Genomic DNA, 19,635 nt, shown 5'->3' on the forward strand with positions numbered 1-19,635 from the left:
GCACTCACTTGTTCACGCCGTAGGCATTGGCCATCGCGTCGTTCATCGCCCACAGCACGTCGAGCTTGAACTGCAGGATGTTCAACGCGCGCTCCTGCATTTCGCGCGTGTTGAAGTAGTTCAGCGTGACCGCCAGGCCCTGCTCCACGTCGCGGCGCGCCTGCGACACGCGGTTGCGGAAGTACTGCAGGCCGGTCGATTCGATCCACGGATAGTGCTCCGGCCAGTTGGCGAGGCGCTCCTTGTGGATCTTCGGCGCGAACAGTTCGGTCAGCGACGAACACACCGCTTCCTGCCACGGGCGCTGGCGCGCGAAATTGATGTAGGCATCGACCGCAAAGCGCACGCCGGGCACCACGTGGCGCAGATCAACGATTTCCTCGCGCGTCAGGCCGGTGGCGATGCCCAGCTTGATCCACGCCTCGATGCCGCCCTCATCGCGCACCACCGAGCCGTCCGGCCCGGTGATTTCGTAACCGTCGTGATCGAGGATGCGCTGTATCCACTGGCGACGGATTTCGCGATCCGGCGTGTTCGACATGATGGCCGCGTCCTTCACCGGGATCGCGATCTGGTAGTAGAAGCGGTTGGCCACCCAGCCGCGGATCTGTTCCGGCGTCGCCTTGCCGGAATTGAGCATCACGTTGAACGGATGGAAGATGTGATAGGCGGCGCCCTTGTCGCGCAGCTTGGCTTCGAATTCTTCGTGGTTCCAGGGCTGTTGCGTGCTCATAGCGTGATGTCCATTCCGTCGTACGAAACCTCGATGCCGTGCGCGTCCAGCTCGCGGCGCTGCGGGCTGTCCTCGTTCAGGATCGGGTTGGTGTTGTTGATGTGGATGAGGATCTTGCGCGTCGTCGTCGGCAGCTTGTCCAGCCACTCGATCATGCCGCCCGGGCCGCTCTGCGCCAGATGGCCCATGTCGCGCGAACGCTTCTTCGACGCGCCGAGCGCGATCATTTCGTCGTCGCTCCAGCAGGTGCCATCGACCAGCACCACGTCGGCCGCCTGCATCGCGGCCCACACCTGCGGTTCGATCTCGACCAGACCCGGGGCGTAGTAGATCTTCTTCCCGCTCTTTGCGTCCTCGATGGTGACGCCGACGTTGTCTCCGGGCACCGGCTTGTCACGGCGCGGCGAGTACGGCGGCGCGTTGCTGCGCAGCGCGTGCGCGCGAAACTTCAGTCCGGGCGCACCGGCAATGGTGAATTCGGTGTCGTCTATGCCCAGCTCGTTCCACTCGATACCGCAGTAGTGGCCGAGCAGCTTGAACAGCGGATTGCCTTCGGTCAGGTCCTGACGCACCGGTGCGGTGGACCAGATCTGGTGCGGCTGGCGGTGCTCGCGCAGCATGTAGAGGCCGGTGGTGTGGTCGATCTGGCCGTCGATCAGCACGATGGCCTTCACTGCCGTATCGCGCAGCGCGCGCGCCGGCTGCAACTCGGGGAAATGCTGGAACTGCGTCAGGATGTCGGGCGAAGCGTTGAACAGCACCCAGTTCTCGTTATCGCCACTGACCGTGATCGACGACTGGGTGCGTGCGCGCGCCTTGATGGTGCCGCGGCGCAGGCCGTCGCAGTTGGGGCAGTTGCAGTTCCATTGCGGGAAACCGCCGCCCGCGCCGGAACCGAGTACGTGCAGTCGCATGCTTCTCCTCCATCGTTGGCCTTCGAGGGCCTGATTTCTTGTGCCGACGGCCGTTCCGGGCGTCGGTTTATTCAGGGCCCGCGCCGCAGCGGGGCCGGAAAGACGGGATGCCCGGCAGGGCGAACCTGCCGGGCGATCGCAACCTTAGCGGTTGGCGACGTACATCGTGATTTCAAAGCCAAAACGCAGGTCGGTTGCCTTCGGGGTTTCCCAGCTCATGGTTTTCTCCTGACAGTCGGTTTAAGAATGTGCGTCGTCATCCAACGCACCTTCAGTATCACCACCCGGCCCCGCGCCCGCGTCGCCGGCGGATTGAAGCGCGGCTAGGGAAATTCATGAAGGTCATTGCACGACGTCGACCTTCACCCACACCCGTCGCTGCGATTGCGCATCGCGCGTGCCATAGCGGGTGACGCCGCGCTCGCTCACCTGTTCGTCGTGGCCGGAACTGCCCAGTTCCATCCACTCGCCGAGTCGGCCGCGCAGCGTGCTGACCAGCCGCGCCGAGCGCACCTCGCCGTACTGGGTGTCGGACAGCGATTCCTTCTGCGGCGAGATATCGAGCGTTACCTGATCGCCATTGACGCGCGGCACAGCGTAGAAGCCACTCGAAATGTCGCGGTACTGCGTGCCCTGGCTGACGACTGCGCCGCGCGGCCCGACCACCATCTGGGTGAAGGGAATAGGCGTCGAGCTGCCCGCCTGGATGAACGCCGCACCGCCCTCGACCACCTGCACGCGCTGCGACAGCCGATCGGCCGCATCACCGCGGGTAGACCACACCCGCGTCTGCACCCGGCTGTCGCCACTGCGGCCCTCGATCACGGCGCCCTCGCGGCCGCCGTCGGGCGCCCGGACACCGGCGTTGCCAGCGCGAATATCGCCGGATACGGCAACGCCGTTGCGGCCGATCGAATCATCGTTGTCCTGCCGCACCGAGATCATCAGGCTGCGCAGAGGCGTGTCGAGCGCGTCGATGGCCTGCTTCACGGCGGCACGCGTTGCTGCATCGGCGCGGATGAAGATGCGGTTGTTGGCGCCCGACAGTGCAGCCTCGTCACCGACCAGCGGGCGCAGCGCCGGCAGCACCTGGTCAGGCGTGCGATGCTTCAGCGGAATGATGTCGAGCTTGATCTGGGCTGCGGCCGCGAGTGGCCACAGCAGACAAAGCAGAAGCAGTCGTCGGCACAGCGGGCGAAACAAGGCGGTAATGGACATCGGGCACCTGCGGCAAGGAATCTGTATGCAAGTGTAGACGTCCGCCGGCCGGGAAAGGTCCGGTCATGAGGACAAGGCGGGGACCGCGGCAGCTTGGCGAGAGACGGTGTTCGGTCGCAGGCCCTGTCGCGGTCAGAAGACCGCGCTTACAGGGGGTGACGCGGTCCGTCGGCCTTGCGACCAGGACCGCGACGGCGAATCAGGCTGCGACGGTGGACATGCTGCCGGCGAAATCGACGCGGTGCGCCGACGCCAGGTACTCGCGCGTGCGCATTTCGATCAGGCGGCTCACCGTGCGGGTGAATTCGTTTGCGTGCGGGCCGTCGGTGTAGAGATCCTGCGCCTCGACTTCGGCCGACAGGATGAGCTTGACGCGGAAGTCGTACAGCACGTCGACCAGCCAAGTGAAGCGACGCGCTTCGTTGGCCTGGTCGCGCCCCATCTTCGGCACGTTGGATATCAATATGGAGTGATAGCGGCGCGCCAGTTCGAGGTAGTCGTTCTGCGAACGCGGACCGCCGCAGATTTCATCGAAGTCGAACCAGGCGGCGCCGAGCGAGCGGTCGCGCGTCTTCAGCGTGCGGCCGAGGATTTCCAGCGGGCCCGGCGGGCACGGCTCGCCGCAGATCTGGCGGAAGTCGTCGGCCAGCTTGGCGTCGGCGCCCCGGCCGCCGGGCACCATGAAAATGTCCATCCGTTCGAGCGAGCGCAGGCGGTAGTCGATACCGGCATCGAGTTCGAACACTTCGAGCCGCTTCTTCAGCAGTTCGATGGTGGGCAGGAAGTTCTGCCGCTGCAGGCCGTTCGGGTACAGCCCGTCCGGCGGATAGTTGGAGGTGGCGACGAACACGACGCCGCGCTCGAACAGCGCGTCGACCAGACGGCCGAGGATCATCGCGTCGGCGATGTCGGACACGTGGAATTCATCGAAGCACAGCAGGCGGGTCGCCCGCGCGATCTCGTCGGCCACCTGCGCCAGCGGATCGGCTTCGTTCTTGTGCTTTTTCAGCGCCTCGTGGATCTGCTGCATGAAGGCGTGGAAATGCACGCGCTTCTTGCGACGATAAGGCACGGCATCGTAGAAGCAGTCCATCAGGAAGCTCTTGCCGCGCCCTACGCCGCCCCAGAACCAGACACCGCGCGGCGGCTGCGCGCGCGACAGCAGCTTACGCAGCTGGGTGCGGCGGGCTGCCTTGAAATCGAGCAGCTCGCCGTACAGCTTCTGCAGCCGCTCGGCGGCGGCGCGCTGCGACGCGTCGGCGGTGTAACCGCGCACCTTGAGCTGGGCCTCGAAGGTGTCCAGCATGCCCCGCTCGGGAACGTTCAGTATCTTGTGCGGAGGCATGGTGCGCGGGTCCCGGTCAGAAGTGCAGCGGACGCTTGTCGCAGGCCAGCGCGGCTTCGTGCATCACTTCCGACAGCGTCGGGTGCGCGTGGCAGATGCGCGCGATGTCTTCCGAGCAGGCGCCGAATTCCATCGCCACCACCGCCTCGGCGATCAGCTCCGATGCGTTGTTGCCGATCACGTGCACGCCGAGGATACGGTCGGTCTTGGCGCAGGCATACATGCGCACGAAGCCGGTGGTGTCACCCTGGCCGAGCGCGCGACCGTTCGCCGCGAACGGGATCTGGCCGGCCTTGTACTCGATGCCTTCGGCCTTGAGCTGGGCTTCGGTCTTGCCAACCCAGGCGATTTCCGGGTGGGTGTAGATGACCCAGGGCACGGTGTCGTGATTGACGTGTCCGTGCTGACCGGCGATGCACTCGGCCACCATGACGCCCTCTTCCATGCCCTTGTGCGCCAGCATCGGGCCCGGCACGACGTCGCCGACCGCCCACACATTGGCCAGATTGGTGCGGCCCTGCGCATCGACTTCGATGAAACCGCGTTCGCTGATCTTCAGGCCGACCGATTCGCCGCCCAGACCGTCGGTGTTGGGCACCCGACCGACCGACACGATGAGGCGCTCGCATTCGAGCACGTGCTGCTCGTCCTTGTGCTCGTACTCGACGCGCACGCCGGCATCGGTGCGTTCGACCTTGCCGATCTTGGCCCCGAGCTTGATGCCCAGCTTCTGTTTGGCGGTGAAGGTCTTCCAGGCTTCCTTGGTGATCGCCGCATCGGCGGCCGACAGGAACTCCGGCGCCGCTTCGAGGATGGTCACTTCGGCACCGAGGCGCTTCCACACGCTGCCCAATTCCAGGCCGATCACGCCGGCGCCGATCACGCCCAGCTTCTTCGGTGCGCCGTCGAAGGCGAGCGCGCCCTCGTTGTCGCAGATCACCTTGTTGTCGACCTCGATGCCCGGCAGATGACGGGCACGCGAACCGGTGGCGATGATGACATGCTTGGCCAGCACGTGTTCGGTGGCGCCATTGCGGGTCACCGCAACCTTCCACTTCTCGTTCTCGCGGCCGGCGAAGCTGCCCAGACCGGACAGCAGCGTCACGTTGTTCTTCTTGAACAGGCCGCGGATGCCGGTGGTGAGCTGACCGACGATATTGTCCTTGCGCTTCATCATCACCGACACGTCCATCTTCGGCGACTCGACCGAAATGCCGTGCATGACGAAGCTGTGGTTGGCCTGCTCGAACAGTTCGGACGACTGCAGCAGCGCCTTCGACGGGATGCAGCCCACGTTCAGGCAGGTGCCGCCGAGGCGCACTTCGCCCTTCGGGTCGGCGTAGCTGTTGTACTCGATGCAGGCCGCGCTCAGACCCAGCTGGGCGGCGCGGATGGCGGCGACATAGCCGCCGGGGCCGGCACCGATCACAACGACATCAAATTCCTTGGACATCTTAATTGCTCCGGAAAAAGAAGCAGTCTTGGTCCGGCGCGCCACCCGGCCCTCTCTCCGGGCGGCGCGCAGACGTCAACATGCAATGAGAGGGTTTATACGTCGAACAGCAGGCGGGCCGGATCTTCCAGCGCCTCCTTCATGGTCACCAGGCCGAGCACCGCTTCGCGGCCGTCGATGATGCGGTGGTCGTAGGACATCGCCAGATAGTTGATCGGGCGGATCACGATCTGGCCGTTCTCGACGACCGGACGCTCCTTGGTCGCGTGGATGCCGAGGATGGCCGACTGCGGCGGGTTGATGATGGGCGTCGACAGCATCGAGCCGAACACGCCGCCGTTGGAGATCGAGAACGTACCGCCGGTCAGTTCCTCGATCGACAGCTTGCCGTCCTTGGCCTTCTGGCCGAACTCGGCGATCTTCTGCTCGATGTCGGCAAAGCTCATCTGGTCGGCGTCACGCAGGATGGGCACCACCAGACCGCGCGGGCTGCCGACGGCGATGCCGATGTCGAAGAAGCCGTGATAGACGATGTCGTTGCCATCGACCGAGGCGTTCAGCACCGGGAACTTGCGCAGCGCCTGCAGGGCCGCCTTGACGAAAAAGGACATGAAGCCCAGCTTGACGCCGTGCGTCTTCTCGAACTTCTCGGCGTACTTCTTGCGCAGTTCCATCAGCGGGCCCATGTTCACTTCGTTGAACGTGGTCAGGATGGCGTTCTGTGCCTGCGACTGCAGCAGGCGCTCGGCGACGCGGGCACGCAGGCGCGACATCGGTACGCGCTGCTGCGGGCGATCGGCCAGCAGCTCTTCGAGACGGACCGGCACCGGCGGCTGCGGCAGCGCAGGCGCTGCGGCGGCAGACTGGGCGGCGGTCGGTGCCGGACGCGCGACGGCGGCAGACGGCACTGCCGGGGCTGGCGCTGCCGGTTGCGGTGCGCCCGCGGCATCCGGCTTGGTGATGCGGCCACCGCGGCCGGTACCTTGCACGTCGCCGGCCGACAGACCGCGTTCGTCCATGATCTTGCGCGCAGCCGGGCTGGCCGGGCCGGAGGCCGCCGCCGACGTGGTCGCGGCGGCAACGGCGGCCGGCGCTGCAGCCGGAGCGGCAGCAGGCGCAGCGGCCGGGACGGCCGCCGAAGCCTTGGCGTCGGTATCGATCTGGGCGATCAGCTCGCCGCTGGTGACCGACGCACCGTCCTGCTTGATGATCGCCACCAGTACGCCGGCATCCGGCGCCGGCGTTTCGAGTACGACCTTGTCGGTCTCGATGTCGATCAGGTTTTCATCTCGCGACACCGCCTCGCCGACCTTCTTGTGCCAGCGCACGAGCGTGGCTTCGGCCACCGATTCGGACAGCTGGGGAACCTTCACTTCGATAAGCATTTGATTCTTTCTCCCTGTCGGAGGCGCCTCAGCGCCCCACTCCTTCGAACGCTGCTTCGATGACCGCCTTCTGTTGCGCCAGATGCTTGGCGGCGTAGCCGACCGCCGGCGACGCCGAGGCCGGACGCGACACCAGTTCCAGTTTCAGATCGCCCAGTGCCTTGCCGAGGAAGGCACGCGAGATCAGCCAGTACCACATGCCCTGGTTGCGCGGCTCTTCCTGTACCCAGGTCACGCCCTTGGCATTCGGATAGCGCACCAGCTGCGCCGACAGCTCCGCCCCGGGGAAGGGATAGGCCTGCTCGAGCCGGAGGATGGCTACGTTCTTGATGTCCTGGGCACGGCGATGAGCCAACAGCTCGTAATAGATCTTGCCGCTGCACAGGATGACGCGCTCGACGTCCTTCTCCTGCAGCGCGTCGATCTCGGGGATCACCGGCTGGAAGCGACCGTCGGCCAGTTCATCCAGGGAGGAGACGGCGTCCTTGTGACGCAGCAGCGACTTCGGCGTGATGATGACCAGCGGCTTGCGCACCTTGCGCAGCATCTGACGGCGCAGCAGGTGGAACACCTGCGCCGGCGTGGTCGGAATGGTGACCTGCCAGTTGTTCTCGGCCGACAGCTGCATGTAGCGCTCGATGCGCGCCGACGAGTGCTCCGGGCCCTGCCCTTCGTAACCGTGCGGCAGCATCATGGTGAGGCCGCACAGGCGACCCCATTTGGCTTCACCGGAGGCGATGAACTGGTCGAACACGACCTGGGCGCCATTGGCGAAATCGCCGAACTGCGCTTCCCACACCACCAGCTCGTTCGGTTCGGTAGTCGCGTAACCGTATTCGAAGGCCAGCACGGCTTCTTCCGACAGCACCGAGTCGATCACGACGCACGGTGCCTGGTTGTCCTGCAGGTGCTGCAAGGGCATGTAATTGCCGCTGTCCCACTTCTCGCGCTTCTGGTCGTGCAGCACGGCGTGACGGTGGAAGAAGGTGCCGCGGCCGCAGTCCTCGCCGGACACGCGCACGCCATAACCTTCGACCAGCAGCGTCGCGTAGGCCAGGTTCTCGCCCATGCCCCAGTCGACCGGCTGCGTGCCGGCCGCCATGCCACGCCGGTCGTCGATGATCTTCTGCACGCGCGAGTGCAGCGAGAAACCGTCCGGAAGCGTCGTGAGGCGCTCGCCCAGACGCGCCAGTTCCTCGCGCGGCACGCGGGTGTCGCACTCGTCGGTATAGGGCTGCTTCAGGAAGGGCGTCCAGTCCACCGCGAAGCGCCGCTGGTGGTTGGTGAGCACCGGGTTGCTGGCCAGACGACCTTCGTCCAGCGCGGCGCGGTAGTCGGCGATCATCCGCTCGGGGGCGGCTTCGTCGATGATGCCGGCCGAGATCAGCCGGTCGGCATACAGCTTGCGCGTGCCCGGGTGGGCGGCGATCTTCTTGTACATCAGCGGCTGCGTCACCATCGGCTCGTCCTGCTCGTTGTGGCCGAGCTTGCGGTAGCAGATGATGTCGATCACCACGTCCTTCTTGAACTCTGCGCGGAATTCCATCGCCATCCTGGTGACGAAAGCCACGGCTTCCGGGTCGTCGCCATTCACGTGGAAGATCGGCGCCTCGACCATCTTGAAGATGTCGGTGCAGTACAGCGAGGAACGATAGTCGCGCGGATCGGAGGTGGTGAAACCGATCTGGTTGTTCACGATGATGTGAACGGTGCCGCCGACGCCGTAACCGCGCGTCTGCGAGAAGTTCAGCATTTCCTGGTTCACGCCCTGACCGGCGACGGCCGCGTCGCCATGCAGGATGACCGGCACGACCTGGGTACCGGTCTTGTCGCCGCGGCGGCGCTGGCGCGCATACACCGAGCCGACCACCACCGGGTTCACGATTTCCAGGTGCGACGGGTTGAAGGCCAGGGTCAGATGCACCGGACCGGCCGGGGTGTTCACGTCGGACGAGAAGCCCATGTGGTACTTCACGTCGCCGGCCGACAGGTCAGATGCAGCCTTGCCTTCGAACTCGGAGAACAGCATCGAGGGCGCCTTGCCCAGCGTGTTCACCAGCACGTTCAGGCGACCGCGGTGAGCCATGCCGATGACGATTTCCTGCGCGCCCTGGCCAGCGGCCACGCGCACCAGCTCGTCCATCGCGACGATGGTCGATTCGCCGCCTTCGAGCGAGAAGCGCTTCTGGCCGACGTACTTGGTATGCAGGTAGCGCTCCAGCGTTTCGGCGGCCGTGGTGCGCTCGAGGAAGCGCTTGCGGTCGTCGGCGCTGTAGCCGTAGTTGCCGCGCATCGGTTCCAGGCGCGACTGGATCCAGCGCTTCTGGGCAATGTCGGCCATGTACATGTATTCGGCGCCGATGCTGCCGCAATACACCTGCCGGACCGCTTCGAGGATTTCGCGCAGGCTGGCGCGGTCTTCGGGCGGGAAGCGGAAGGAGCCGGTGCTGAAGCTGTCGTTCAGGTCGGCTTCGGTGAATCCGTAGTGCGACGGCTCGAGTTCGGAAATGTCGGGGCGCTCTGCGCGCTTGAGCGGATCGAGCTGTGCCCAGCGGTTACCGAGGAAGCGGTAGGCATTGATCATCTGCAGCACGCCGACCTGACGCTTGTCGTCGCCACTGGCGGCCGCGATGCGGACCGGGCCGCGCTTGGCCAGTTCGGCGAACGAGGCGACGACCGGGGCGTGCGCCACGTCACTGGCGGCGCCGGGCAGATGCTGGAGGGATTCGAAATAGGTACGCCAGGCGTCCGGCACTGAACCGGGGTTGGCGAGGTAGGACTCGTACAGTTCCTCGACGAAGGGCGCATTGCCCCCGAAGAGGTAGGAATGGCTCAACATGTGCATCATGACTCGCTCCTCCGCCCGGGGATGCCCGGGTTTGTTGTCGCGTCTTTCCGCGCGGTTGGGGAACGTGGCGCCAGTCGTGCCGCGCCCCCTTCCGTCTCGCGGAAATTCGAGAAGGCCTGCTGCATGCGGTATTGATTATTTACCCCGCGGCGTCCGCCAGGCCGCGGGGCTTTCTGCTGCGATGAATCAGCGCTGTTCGACGGGCTTCACGTCACGGCGGTTCGGGCCAATGTAGAGCTGGCGCGGACGGCCGATCTTGTACTCGGAATCGGTGATCATTTCGTTCCACTGCGTGATCCAGCCGATGGTACGCGCCAGCGCGAAAATGCAGGTGAACATCGAGGTCGGGATGCCGAGCGCCTTCTGCACGATGCCGGAATAGAAGTCGACGTTGGGGTAGAGCTTCTTCTCGATGAAGTACTCGTCTTCCAGCGCAATGCGTTCCAGTTCCATCGCCAGCTTGAACAGGCGGTCGTTCTCCAGGCCGAGTTCGGTCAGCACTTCGTAGCAGGTCTGACGCATCAGCTTGGCGCGCGGATCGAAGTTCTTGTAGACGCGGTGACCGAAGCCCATCAGCTTGAAGCTGTCGTTCTTGTCCTTGGCGCGCTTGATGTACTCGGGCACGCGCGACACGTCACCGATCTCTTCCAGCATCTGCAGGCAGGCCTCGTTCGCGCCACCGTGCGCCGGGCCCCACAGGCAGGCGATACCGGCGGCGATGACGGCGTACGGGTTGGCGCCCGACGAACCGGCCAGACGCACGGTCGAGGTCGAGGCGTTCTGCTCGTGGTCGGCGTGCAGCGTCAGGATGCGGTCGAGCGCCTTTTCCAGCACCGGATTCGGCTTGTATTCCTCGCACGGCGTGCCGAACATCATGTACATGAAGTTGCCGGCATAGCTCAGATCGTTGCGCGGGTACATGAAGGGCTGGCCGACCGAGTACTTGTAGGCCATGGCCGTGATGGTCGGCATCTTGGCGATCAGGCGATTGATCGAGATGTCGCGATGAGCCTGGTCCGAGATGTCCATGCCGTCGTGATAGAAGGCGGACAGCGCGCCAACCACGCCGGCCATGATGGCCATCGGGTGAGCGTCGCGACGGAAACCTGCGTAGAAGCGGGCCAGCTGCTCGTGCACCAGCGTGTGGCGCTTGATCTGGCTGACGTACTCGGTCTTTTCGGCTGCGGTCGGCAGTTCGCTGTTCTTCAGCAGGTAGCACACATCGAGGAAGTCGCAGTGCTCGGCGAGTTGCTCGATCGGGTAACCGCGATACCACAGCTCGCCCTTGTCGCCATCGATGTAGGTGATCGACGACTTGCAGCTGGCGGTGGAGAGGTAACCGGTGTCATACGTGAACATGCCGGTCTTGCCATACATGGAACGGATATCAACCACTTCGGGGCCGACCGTGCCACCCATGATCGGGAACTCGGTGGTCTGCCCATCAATGGTCAGCGTTGCGGTGCGTTGATTTGACATGTCTAACCTCTTCACTTCCTCAAAAATGCCCGGGCCGAAACCAGTGCGCGTCAGACTGCGCGCAGCAGATCGACCATCCCCTTCAGGCGCGGCTCCTCACATTCTTCGCGCCCGCTGACAATCGCCAACAAGGTGATGTCGTCGTAATGGAGCAGTTCGAACAGCTCTGCCCTCTGTTGTTCACTCAACTCCTCCAGCAACCCTCCCTCGACGACGCGCTGCAGGACCAGGTCGAGCTCGAGCAGCCCGCGCCGGCAATGCCAGCGCAGACGCCCCATATTGACCTGCGGGTCGTTGGCCGCGTCGTCCATGATCAGACTGCCCTGCGGACCATCATGTCCTTGATCTTGCCGATGGCGCGCGTCGGGTTCAGACCCTTCGGGCACACATCGACGCAGTTCATGATGGTGTGGCAGCGGAACAGGCGATACGGATCTTCCAGGTTGTCCAGACGTTCGCTGGTGGCCTGGTCGCGCGTATCGGCGATGAAACGGTAGGCGGCCAGCAGACCGGCCGGGCCGACGAACTTGTCCGGGTTCCACCAGAACGACGGGCAGGAGGTCGAGCAGCAGGCACAGAGAATGCACTCGTACAGGCCGTTCAGTTCCTCGCGGTCTTCCGGCGACTGCAGACGCTCGCGCTCGGGCGGATGTTCGTCGTTGATCAGGTAAGGCTTGATCGAGTGGTACTGCTTGAAGAACTGCGTCATGTCGACGATGAGGTCGCGCACGACCGGCAGGCCGGGCAGCGGACGCAGCACCACCGGCGACTGCAGGTCCTTCATGTCGGTCAGACAGGCCAGACCGTTCTTACCATTAATGTTCATCGCGTCCGAACCGCACACGCCTTCACGGCAGGAGCGGCGGAAGGACAGCGAGTCGTCCTTGTCCTTCAGCTTGACCAGCGCGTCGAGCAGCTTGCGTTCGGTGCCGTCGAGATCGATGGAAATCGACTGCATGTAGGGCTTCTCGTCGCGGTCCGGGTCGAAGCGGTAGATACTGAATTCGACAGTACGGGCAGTCATGCTGTGATCCTCAGTAGGCGCGCTTCTTCAGCGCGATGGTGTCAACCGTGAGCGGCTTCATGTTCACCGGCTTGTACTCGAGCTTGTTGCCCTCGCGGTGCCACAGCGTGTGCTTGAGCCAGTTCACATCGTCACGGCCGTCCGGACGTTCGGGGGTGTCGGTCGCGTCGTCGCGCACGTGGGCGCCACGCGACTCGGTGCGCGCATTGGCCGACACGATGGTCGCCTTGGCCACCTCGATCAGGTTGTCCAGTTCCAGCGCCTCCAGGCGGGCGGTGTTGAACACCTTGGACTTGTCCTTGATCTCGGTCGCGGCAACCATCTTCTCGATGTCGAGAATCTTGCTCACGCCCTCGGCCAGCATGTCCTTGAAGCGGAACACGCCGCAGTGCGCCTGCATCGTGCGCTGCATGGCCAGACGGGTGGCGCCGACGGCGGTGCCATCGGTCTGCGTGTCGAGACGGTTGATGCGCGACAGCGAGTAGTCGGCCGCGTTGGCCGGCAGCGGCTTGTGCGCGGCCGGCTGCGCCTTGATGTACTCGACCATCGACTCGCCGGCCGACTTGCCGAACACCAGCAGGTCGAGCAGCGAGTTGGTGCCCAGGCGGTTGGCACCATGCACCGACGCACAGGCACATTCGCCGGCGGCGTAGAAACCGGGCACCGGCGTGCTCGGGTTGCCGTCCTTCGGCACCACGACTTCACCGTTGTAATTGGTCGGGATGCCGCCCATCTGGTAATGGCAGGTCGGCACCACCGGCAGCGGTTCCTTGATCGCGTCGACACCGGCGAACTGGATGCCGATCTCGCGGATGCCCGGCAGGCGCTTCATGATGGTCGCCGGGTCGAGGTGGGTGATGTCCAGCATCACGTGGTCCTTGTTCGGACCGCAGCCGCGACCTTCGTTGATTTCGGTCACCATGGCGCGCGACACCACGTCACGCGACGCCAGATCCTTGGCGTTCGGCGCGTAGCGTTCCATGAAACGCTCGCCCGAGGCATTGCGCAGAATGCCGCCTTCGCCGCGCACGCCTTCGGTGATCAGCACGCCGGCACCGGCGACGCCGGTCGGGTGGAACTGCCAGAACTCCATGTCTTCCAGCGGGATGCCGGCACGCGCCGCCATGCCCACACCGTCACCGGTATTGATGAAGGCGTTGGTCGAGCTGTAATAGATGCGGCCGGCACCGCCGGTCGCGAACAGCACGGCCTTGGCGTGGAACACGAACACCTCGCCCGTTTCCATTTCCATCGCGGTCACACCGACCACGTCGCCTTCTTCGTCGCGGATCAGGTCCAGCGCCATCCATTCGATGAAGAACTGGGTATTGGCCTTGACGTTGCGCTGGTACATCGCGTGCAGCATCGCATGACCGGTGCGGTCGGCGGCGGCACAGGAGCGGCGGACCGGCTTCTCGCCGAAGTTCGACATGTGGCCGCCGAACGGACGCTGGTAGATCTTGCCGCTGTCGAGACGGTCGAACGGCATGCCGTAGTGTTCGAGCTCGATCACCACCTCATTGGCCTTGCGGCACATGAATTCGATCGCGTCCTGGTCACCGAGCCAGTCAGAACCCTTGACCGTGTCGTACATGTGCCAGTGCCAGTGGTCCTCCTCGGAGTTGCCGAGCGAGGCGGCCACGCCGCCCTGCGCCGCAACGGTGTGCGAACGGGTCGGGAACACCTTGGAAATCACTGCGGTGCGCAGGCCGGCTTCTGACAGCTGGATGGCGGCACGCAGACCGGCACCACCGGCGCCGACGATGACTGCATCAAACTTGCGGACAGGTACGCTCACTTACAGTCTCCAGAGAACTTGGGCTGCCCAGCCCAGATAACCGATCAGGGCAAGCAAGGTCACCGCGTGCAGCACGACGCGCACGCCGGTGGGCTTGATGTAGTCCATGTAGATGTCGCGCACGCCAACCCAGGCGTGGTACATCAGCGACGCGAAGAACAGGAAGGTCGCGAAGCGCATGAACCCACCTGCGAACAGACCGTGCCAGTTCTCGTAGTTCAATTCGCCCATCGAGAGCACGCCGACCGCGAAGATGAGCGTGTACACAGCCATCACAACCGCCGTGATGCGCTGGCCCAGCCAGTCCTTCAGCCCGTAGTGGGCACCGACAACGACACGATTCACCACAGTTTCACCCCCAGAATCACGGTAAGCGTCAGGCTGACCACCAGCACGGCGACCGAACTCTTGCGCGCGGTGGCGAGTTCGAGGCCCTTGTGCATGTCCAGCAGCAGGAAGCGGACGCCGGCACAGAAGTGATGCAGGTAGGCCCACATCAGGCCGAGCAGCAGAAGCTTGGCCAGCGGGTGACCGACCACCGCGCTGAACGATTCGAAGGTATCCGGCGAACCCAGGCTGGCGTCGAACAGCCACAGCAGCAGCGGCAGACAGAGGAAAAGGCCGGCACCGCTGATGCGGTGAAGGATGGACACGATGCCTGGCAACGGCAGGCGTATCGCCGTCAGCTGGAGGTGCTTCGGTCTGGTCTTGCTGGCTGTATTGGCCATCTGGCTCGCTCTCCTGGAAAAAGTCGTGTCACATGCCGGTCGTCGCCGGCTCCGTCAATTCAGGTTGTTCAGGTAATAGTGGTCTGCCGTCGAGCACAGTCCGCGGCGCCACTCGACCGGTTTGTCGTCATAGGTATAGGCAACACGCTCGACCGACAGCAAAGGGCTGCCTTCCTGCACCTCGAGGTAATCCGCGCTCTGGCGGTCCGCCGCGACCGCGCGCAGACGCTCTTCGGCACGCACCATGCGTACGCCGAAGCGGGTTTCGAAGAAGGAGTAGAGCGAGCCCTGCTGCTCCTTGAGCACGTCGAGGTTGAGCCCCGGGAACAGGTCGCCGCGCAGATAGATTTCGTCGATCACCACCGGCTTGCCGGCGAACTTGAGCAGGCGGCGCACGATGATGATCTGCGAGCCGACTTCGACGTCCAGCGTGCGCGCCACTTCCTGGCCGGCACGTGCGCGCCAGCATTCGAGCGGCACGCTCTGCGAGGTTTCTATCGTGCCGTTGATCGGCGCGAGACGGAGAAAACGGAAGAATGCGCGGGGATCGTGATGCGTCGCAACAAAGGTGCCCTTGCCCTGTTTGCGTACCAGCAGGTTGTCCGCCGCCATCTCGTCGATGGCCTTGCGCACCGTCCCCTGACTCACGTTGAAGCGTTGGGCGAGTTCGGTTTCGCTCGGGATCGCCTCACCCGGACGCCATTCGCCACTCTGCAATGCCTGCGTGAGCAAGCCGCGTATCTGTCGATACAGCGGGCTGAAGGTGGGGGATTCCTGTGCCATGCAACAATTTCAGCACAGAAATCCTGTCACGTCTACATCGTGTCTGATGTCTTATATATGATATAAATTGATGCCGTGCAAAAACGCACTTTCCGGCCGGCCAGCCCCGGTTGCGAACGCCGATTTTTGTGCTGTGTGTCAAAACCGCCGCGGGTCGACCATAATTCGGCCCGCGCACAACGCACTGATAACGCCCCGTCCCATCCTCAGACAGGAGACCACCATGTCAAAGACGCCTCTTCGCGTCGCGGTGACCGGCGCTGCCGGTCAAATCGGCTACGCCCTGCTGTTCCGTATCGCCAGCGGCGAAATGCTCGGCAAGGACCAGCCGGTCATTCTTCAACTGCTCGACCTGCCGCAGGCCCAGAAGGCGCTGACCGGTGTGATGATGGAACTGGACGACTGCGCCTTCCCGCTGCTCGCCGGCATGATCGCCACCGATGACCCGAACGTCGCGTTCAAGGACGCCGACTTCGCGCTGCTGGTCGGTGCCCGCCCGCGCGGCCCCGGCATGGAGCGCAAGGACCTGCTGACCGAAAACGCCAAGATCTTCACCGTGCAGGGCGCGGCCATCGGCCAGAACGCAGGCCCGAACTGCAAGATCCTGGTGGTCGGCAACCCCTGCAACACCAACGCCTACATCGCGATGAAGACCGCCGCCAAGGCCGGTGGCCGCGTCCCGGCGAAGAACTTCACCGCCATGCTGCGTCTGGACCACAACCGCGCGCTGTCGCAGCTGTCGGCCAAGATCAGCCGTCCGGTGTCGTCGTTCAAGACGATGACCGTGTGGGGCAACCACAGCCCGACGATGTACGCCGACTATCGCTTCGCCACCTCGAACGGCGACAGCGTCGCCCAGCTGGTGAACGATCAGGAGTGGAACGCCAAGACCTTCCTGCCGACCGTCGGCAAGCGCGGCGCCGCCATCATCGAGGCCCGTGGCCTGTCGTCGGCTGCTTCGGCCGCCAACGCCGCGATCGACCACATGCGCGACTGGCACCTCGGCTCCAACGGTGACTGGGTCACCATGGGCGTGCCGTCCGACGGTTCCTACGGCATCCCGGAAGGCCTGGTGTTCGGCTTCCCGTGCATCTGCGCCAACGGCGAATACACCATCGTCAAGGGCCTGGAGATCGACGAGTTCTCGAAGCCCTACGTCGCCAAGACGCTGGCCGAACTGGAAGAGGAGCGCGCCGGCGTCGCCGACCTGCTCTGATCTGCCGGTCATGTGCGCCCGTTCCGGATCACCCCGCTCTGCCGGGTCGGTCCGGGGGCGTACAGGCTTGAATCGAAAGAAGCGGCCCGGTAACGTGGCCGCTTTTTTTATGCCGGAGTTTTCCGCATGAACGCTGCCGTCCATCCGCGCGAGGTGCTGTACAAGGGTGACAAGCCCTTCCCCATCCTGCCCGCAGTCGACCACTACGCCGGCTCGGAAAAGCTGATGCGCAAGGCGCTCGCGCTGCAGGCCGAACTGGGACCCATCTTCGACGTCACCTGCGATTGCGAGGACGGCGCAGCCGCCGGCAACGAGGTCGAACACCGCAAGCTGTGCGCGTCCGTGATCGCCGGTGAGGACAACCGCTACAACCGCGTCGGCGTGCGCATCCACGACGTGACGCATGCGCACTGGAAGGCCGACATGGACGTCATCGTCGGCGAAGCCGGCGACAAGCTTGCCTTCATCACGCTACCCAAGGCGCGCTCGGCCGACGACGTGCGCCTGCAGCTCGACTGGCTGCGCACCTGTGAAACGATGGCCGGCCTGAAGCGCAGCATTCCGGTGCACGTGCTGATCGAAAGCCACGGCGCGCTGCGCGAGGTGTGGAACATCGCCGCGATGGAACGCGTGGAATCGATCGACCTCGGCCTGATGGACTTCGTCAGCGCCCACCACGGCGCGCTGCCGGGCGACGCGATGAAGAGCCCGACCCAGTTCGAACACCCGATCATCGTGCGCACCAAGTGCGAAATCGCCGCCGCGGCGCACGGCTGCGGTGTGGTGCCGACGCACAACGTCACCACCGAAATCCGCGACGTCGACTTCATCCGCAACGACGCTCGCCGCGCACGCCGCCAGTTCGGTTTCATGCGCATGTGGAGCATCCACCCGAACCAGATCCTGCCCATCGTCGAGGAAATGCGGCCCGACTTCAGCGAAGTCGAGGACGCCATCGCCATCCTTTGCGGTGCGCAGGACGCGAGCTGGGGCCCGACGCGGCACCACGACACGCTGCACGATCGCGCCTCCTATCGCTACTATTGGGAACTGCTCGCCCGCGCACACGCCACCGGCGTCGTCCTGCCCGACGACGTGCGCAGCCGCTTCTTCGCCTAAGGAATCATGGCCCGCGTACCGCCCGTATCGAAGGAATGCGCCGTGCTGTTCGCCGACCTGGTGGGCAGCACCCAGCTCTATGAGCGCATGGGTGACACCGCCGCCTTCGCGCTGATCGACCGCTGCCTGCGCACCATGCGCGACTCGGTCATCGGCAGTTCAGGCCGCGTGATCAAGATGACGGGCGACGGGCTGCTCGCCACCTTCCGCGCCTGCGACCACGCCGCCGACACCGCGCTGGCCATTCACCGCGACATCAGCGGCCTGCCGCTGGCTACGCATTTTTCGCTCGGCGTACGCACCGGTTTCCACTTCGGTCCGGTCATCGAAACCGGCGACGATATCTACGGCGAATCGGTGAACATCGCCGCCCGTCTGTCGGAACTGGGCAGCCACGGCCGCGCCATCGTGTCGACCGAAGCCGCGGTGCGCCTCAGCGAGCACTTCCAGCACATGGTGCGGCCGATGCCGCCGCGCGTCGTCAAGGGTGTCGCGCGCTCGGTCGAAATGTGCGAACTGCGCTGCGAGCACTCGGAGCACGTCACCCACGTCGGCGGACTGAACTTCAGCAGCGGCAAGCTGGAAATGCGCGTCTACCACGGCGGCCGCGTCTGGCTGCTCGGCGCCGAACATCCGCGCCTGCGCATGGGTCGTGACGCCGGCGTCGACATCCTGGTCAAGGACGCCCGCGCATCGCGCCAGCACTGCGACCTCGAATTCCGCCGCGACCGCTTCGTGCTGACCGACCGCTCCAGCAACGGCACCTTCGTCACCATCGAGGGTCGCCACGAATTCGCACTGACGCGCGAGGAAGTCGTCATCGACGGCCACGGCTGGCTCGCCTTCGGCTCGCCGCGCAGCGCAGCGAGCGACGTGGTCGAGTTCTTCTGCCTGGGCTGAACATCCCTGCTTCGAGCTCGCCGACCGACCTTGGCGGCGCATACATTCGCGCTCGCGAATCGTAAAATTTTGTCATTCACGGATGACAGGGCCATTCACCCTCTATAGTCCGCGCGCCCCGCAAAATTCGATTCTTTTTGCATATAACTAAAGTCGTACTCTACAACTGGCGGGGCATTTCACCATGAGGCCCCTCTCTTGAAGACCACCGTTCCTTTGCTGATTCTGAGCGCGTCGCTGTTCGGCGGCTGCTCGACCATTACCTCCAGCGAAATGCAGACCGTCACGCTCAGTGCGCGCACCCAGGGCGGCGATGCGGTCGACCAGACCAAGTGCACGCTGAAGAACGACAAGGGCAGCTGGACAGCGACCGCCCCCGGTAACGTCATGATCCGTCGCTCGGCGGAAGACCTGAATGTCGAATGCAAGAAGGACGGCATGAGCGACGGCTTCCTGCGCGCCATCTCGCGCTCGGCCGGAAGCATGTGGGGCAACATCATCTTCGGCGGTGGCATCGGCGCCATCATCGACCACAACAAGGGCACCGGTTACGACTACCCGAACGACCTCCGCGTCCTGATGGGAGAATCGGTCACCATCGACCGTCGCGACGAGAAGACGGCACCGGTGGAGCAGACCGCAGCCAAGTCGCCGGCCGCCTACTGACATGTCCGAGCGCAGGTTCGCGACGA

Annotated in this window: 19 protein-coding genes; 4 read left to right on the top strand and 15 right to left on the bottom strand. The window is 64.6% G+C overall.

Going from position 1 to position 19,635, the window contains the following annotated elements:
- Positions 1-4: 4 nt before the first annotated feature.
- The 15 genes from pqqC to WDZ97_RS05620 all read right to left on the bottom strand — a co-directional run bounded on the left by pqqC (position 5) and on the right by WDZ97_RS05620 (position 15,708).
- The gene (pqqC, locus tag WDZ97_RS05550) at positions 5-733 is read right to left on the bottom strand and encodes a pyrroloquinoline-quinone synthase PqqC (RefSeq protein WP_296811294.1); all 729 of its coding nucleotides are present in this window, start codon (positions 731-733) and stop codon (positions 5-7) included.
- Entirely contained in the window at positions 730-1,647 is a 918-nt protein-coding gene (pqqB, locus tag WDZ97_RS05555) for a pyrroloquinoline quinone biosynthesis protein PqqB (RefSeq protein WP_425762062.1), read from the bottom strand. Before pqqB ends, pqqC begins: the two co-directional genes overlap by 4 nt.
- 144 nt (positions 1,648-1,791) lie before the next feature.
- A complete protein-coding gene (pqqA, locus tag WDZ97_RS05560; protein WP_008060142.1) occupies positions 1,792-1,866 on the bottom strand; it encodes a pyrroloquinoline quinone precursor peptide PqqA in 75 nt (24 codons plus the stop codon).
- A 123-nt stretch (positions 1,867-1,989) separates the two neighbouring features.
- Positions 1,990-2,865: a hypothetical protein gene (locus tag WDZ97_RS05565; protein ID WP_425762063.1), complete on the bottom strand. Its 876-nt coding sequence runs from the start codon at positions 2,863-2,865 to the stop codon at positions 1,990-1,992.
- Between the two features lie 199 nt (positions 2,866-3,064).
- On the bottom strand, positions 3,065-4,210 hold the full coding sequence (gene zapE, locus WDZ97_RS05570) for a cell division protein ZapE (RefSeq protein ID WP_425762064.1): 1,146 nt from the start codon (positions 4,208-4,210) through the stop codon (positions 3,065-3,067).
- 16 nt (positions 4,211-4,226) lie between these two features.
- A complete protein-coding gene (gene lpdA, locus WDZ97_RS05575) occupies positions 4,227-5,663 on the bottom strand; it encodes a dihydrolipoyl dehydrogenase (protein ID WP_020164571.1) in 1,437 nt (478 codons plus the stop codon).
- A gap of 95 nt (positions 5,664-5,758) precedes the next feature.
- Complete coding sequence (gene odhB, locus WDZ97_RS05580) at positions 5,759-7,048, bottom strand: 2-oxoglutarate dehydrogenase complex dihydrolipoyllysine-residue succinyltransferase (protein ID WP_304003571.1); 1,290 nt, start codon at positions 7,046-7,048, stop codon at positions 5,759-5,761.
- A gap of 28 nt (positions 7,049-7,076) precedes the next feature.
- Positions 7,077-9,896 carry a 2-oxoglutarate dehydrogenase E1 component gene (locus WDZ97_RS05585; RefSeq protein WP_425762065.1) on the bottom strand — a complete coding sequence of 940 codons (2,820 nt, stop codon included), beginning with the start codon at positions 9,894-9,896 and terminating at the stop codon, positions 7,077-7,079.
- A gap of 186 nt (positions 9,897-10,082) precedes the next feature.
- Positions 10,083-11,375 carry a citrate synthase gene (gene gltA, locus WDZ97_RS05590; RefSeq protein WP_019918350.1) on the bottom strand — a complete coding sequence of 431 codons (1,293 nt, stop codon included), beginning with the start codon at positions 11,373-11,375 and terminating at the stop codon, positions 10,083-10,085.
- A 50-nt stretch (positions 11,376-11,425) separates the two neighbouring features.
- Positions 11,426-11,686 carry a succinate dehydrogenase assembly factor 2 gene (locus tag WDZ97_RS05595; protein ID WP_304003566.1) on the bottom strand — a complete coding sequence of 87 codons (261 nt, stop codon included), beginning with the start codon at positions 11,684-11,686 and terminating at the stop codon, positions 11,426-11,428.
- Positions 11,687-11,688: 2 nt separating this feature from the next.
- Positions 11,689-12,399, bottom strand: coding sequence for a succinate dehydrogenase iron-sulfur subunit (locus WDZ97_RS05600; RefSeq protein ID WP_304003565.1), 711 nt, complete (start codon positions 12,397-12,399; stop codon positions 11,689-11,691).
- Between the two features lie 10 nt (positions 12,400-12,409).
- The gene (sdhA, locus tag WDZ97_RS05605) at positions 12,410-14,197 is read right to left on the bottom strand and encodes a succinate dehydrogenase flavoprotein subunit (protein WP_304003564.1); all 1,788 of its coding nucleotides are present in this window, start codon (positions 14,195-14,197) and stop codon (positions 12,410-12,412) included.
- The gene (gene sdhD / locus WDZ97_RS05610; RefSeq protein WP_019918355.1) at positions 14,198-14,545 is read right to left on the bottom strand and encodes a succinate dehydrogenase, hydrophobic membrane anchor protein; all 348 of its coding nucleotides are present in this window, start codon (positions 14,543-14,545) and stop codon (positions 14,198-14,200) included.
- Positions 14,539-14,925: a succinate dehydrogenase, cytochrome b556 subunit gene (gene sdhC / locus WDZ97_RS05615; RefSeq protein ID WP_019918356.1), complete on the bottom strand. Its 387-nt coding sequence runs from the start codon at positions 14,923-14,925 to the stop codon at positions 14,539-14,541. Before sdhC ends, sdhD begins: the two co-directional genes overlap by 7 nt.
- A gap of 54 nt (positions 14,926-14,979) precedes the next feature.
- Positions 14,980-15,708, bottom strand: a complete 729-nt coding sequence (locus WDZ97_RS05620; RefSeq protein WP_019918357.1) for a GntR family transcriptional regulator — start codon at positions 15,706-15,708, stop codon at positions 14,980-14,982.
- 223 nt (positions 15,709-15,931) lie between these two features.
- Here WDZ97_RS05620 and WDZ97_RS05625 point away from each other — a divergent pair, with 223 nt between their 5' ends.
- The 4 genes from WDZ97_RS05625 to WDZ97_RS05640 all read left to right on the top strand — a co-directional run bounded on the left by WDZ97_RS05625 (position 15,932) and on the right by WDZ97_RS05640 (position 19,609).
- Positions 15,932-16,924 (top strand): malate dehydrogenase, encoded by a 993-nt coding sequence (locus WDZ97_RS05625; RefSeq protein ID WP_425762066.1) that lies wholly within the window; start codon positions 15,932-15,934, stop codon positions 16,922-16,924.
- A 126-nt stretch (positions 16,925-17,050) separates the two neighbouring features.
- Positions 17,051-18,043 (top strand): HpcH/HpaI aldolase/citrate lyase family protein, encoded by a 993-nt coding sequence (locus tag WDZ97_RS05630; RefSeq protein WP_425762067.1) that lies wholly within the window; start codon positions 17,051-17,053, stop codon positions 18,041-18,043.
- 6 nt (positions 18,044-18,049) lie between these two features.
- Complete coding sequence (locus tag WDZ97_RS05635) at positions 18,050-18,943, top strand: adenylate/guanylate cyclase domain-containing protein (RefSeq protein WP_020164562.1); 894 nt, start codon at positions 18,050-18,052, stop codon at positions 18,941-18,943.
- Positions 18,944-19,141: 198 nt separating this feature from the next.
- Positions 19,142-19,609 carry a hypothetical protein gene (locus WDZ97_RS05640; protein WP_341421403.1) on the top strand — a complete coding sequence of 156 codons (468 nt, stop codon included), beginning with the start codon at positions 19,142-19,144 and terminating at the stop codon, positions 19,607-19,609.
- Positions 19,610-19,635: the final 26 nt, after the last annotated feature.

This window comes from Methyloversatilis sp. MC4-4, assembly GCF_049843555.1.
Lineage (GTDB): Bacteria > Pseudomonadota > Gammaproteobacteria > Burkholderiales > Rhodocyclaceae > Methyloversatilis > Methyloversatilis discipulorum_B.

Bases quoted from the DNA above. Each gene is read 5' to 3' on its own strand.
- pqqC (WP_296811294.1), bottom strand. From the start codon at position 733: ATGAGCACGCAACAGCCCTGGAACCACGAAGAATTCGAAGCCAAGCTG.
- pqqB (WP_425762062.1), bottom strand. From the start codon at position 1,647: ATGCGACTGCACGTACTCGGTTCCGGCGCGGGCGGCGGTTTCCCGCAA.
- WDZ97_RS05565 (WP_425762063.1), bottom strand. From the start codon at position 2,865: ATGTCCATTACCGCCTTGTTTCGCCCGCTGTGCCGACGACTGCTTCTG.
- zapE (WP_425762064.1), bottom strand. From the start codon at position 4,210: ATGCCTCCGCACAAGATACTGAACGTTCCCGAGCGGGGCATGCTGGAC.
- lpdA (WP_020164571.1), bottom strand. From the start codon at position 5,663: ATGTCCAAGGAATTTGATGTCGTTGTGATCGGTGCCGGCCCCGGCGGC.
- odhB (WP_304003571.1), bottom strand. From the start codon at position 7,048: ATGCTTATCGAAGTGAAGGTTCCCCAGCTGTCCGAATCGGTGGCCGAA.
- WDZ97_RS05585 (WP_425762065.1), bottom strand. From the start codon at position 9,896: ATGATGCACATGTTGAGCCATTCCTACCTCTTCGGGGGCAATGCGCCC.
- gltA (WP_019918350.1), bottom strand. From the start codon at position 11,375: ATGTCAAATCAACGCACCGCAACGCTGACCATTGATGGGCAGACCACC.
- WDZ97_RS05595 (WP_304003566.1), bottom strand. From the start codon at position 11,686: ATGGACGACGCGGCCAACGACCCGCAGGTCAATATGGGGCGTCTGCGC.
- WDZ97_RS05600 (WP_304003565.1), bottom strand. From the start codon at position 12,399: ATGACTGCCCGTACTGTCGAATTCAGTATCTACCGCTTCGACCCGGAC.
- sdhC (WP_019918356.1), bottom strand. From the start codon at position 14,925: ATGGCCAATACAGCCAGCAAGACCAGACCGAAGCACCTCCAGCTGACG.
- WDZ97_RS05620 (WP_019918357.1), bottom strand. From the start codon at position 15,708: ATGGCACAGGAATCCCCCACCTTCAGCCCGCTGTATCGACAGATACGC.
- WDZ97_RS05625 (WP_425762066.1), top strand. From the start codon at position 15,932: ATGTCAAAGACGCCTCTTCGCGTCGCGGTGACCGGCGCTGCCGGTCAA.
- WDZ97_RS05630 (WP_425762067.1), top strand. From the start codon at position 17,051: ATGAACGCTGCCGTCCATCCGCGCGAGGTGCTGTACAAGGGTGACAAG.
- WDZ97_RS05635 (WP_020164562.1), top strand. From the start codon at position 18,050: ATGGCCCGCGTACCGCCCGTATCGAAGGAATGCGCCGTGCTGTTCGCC.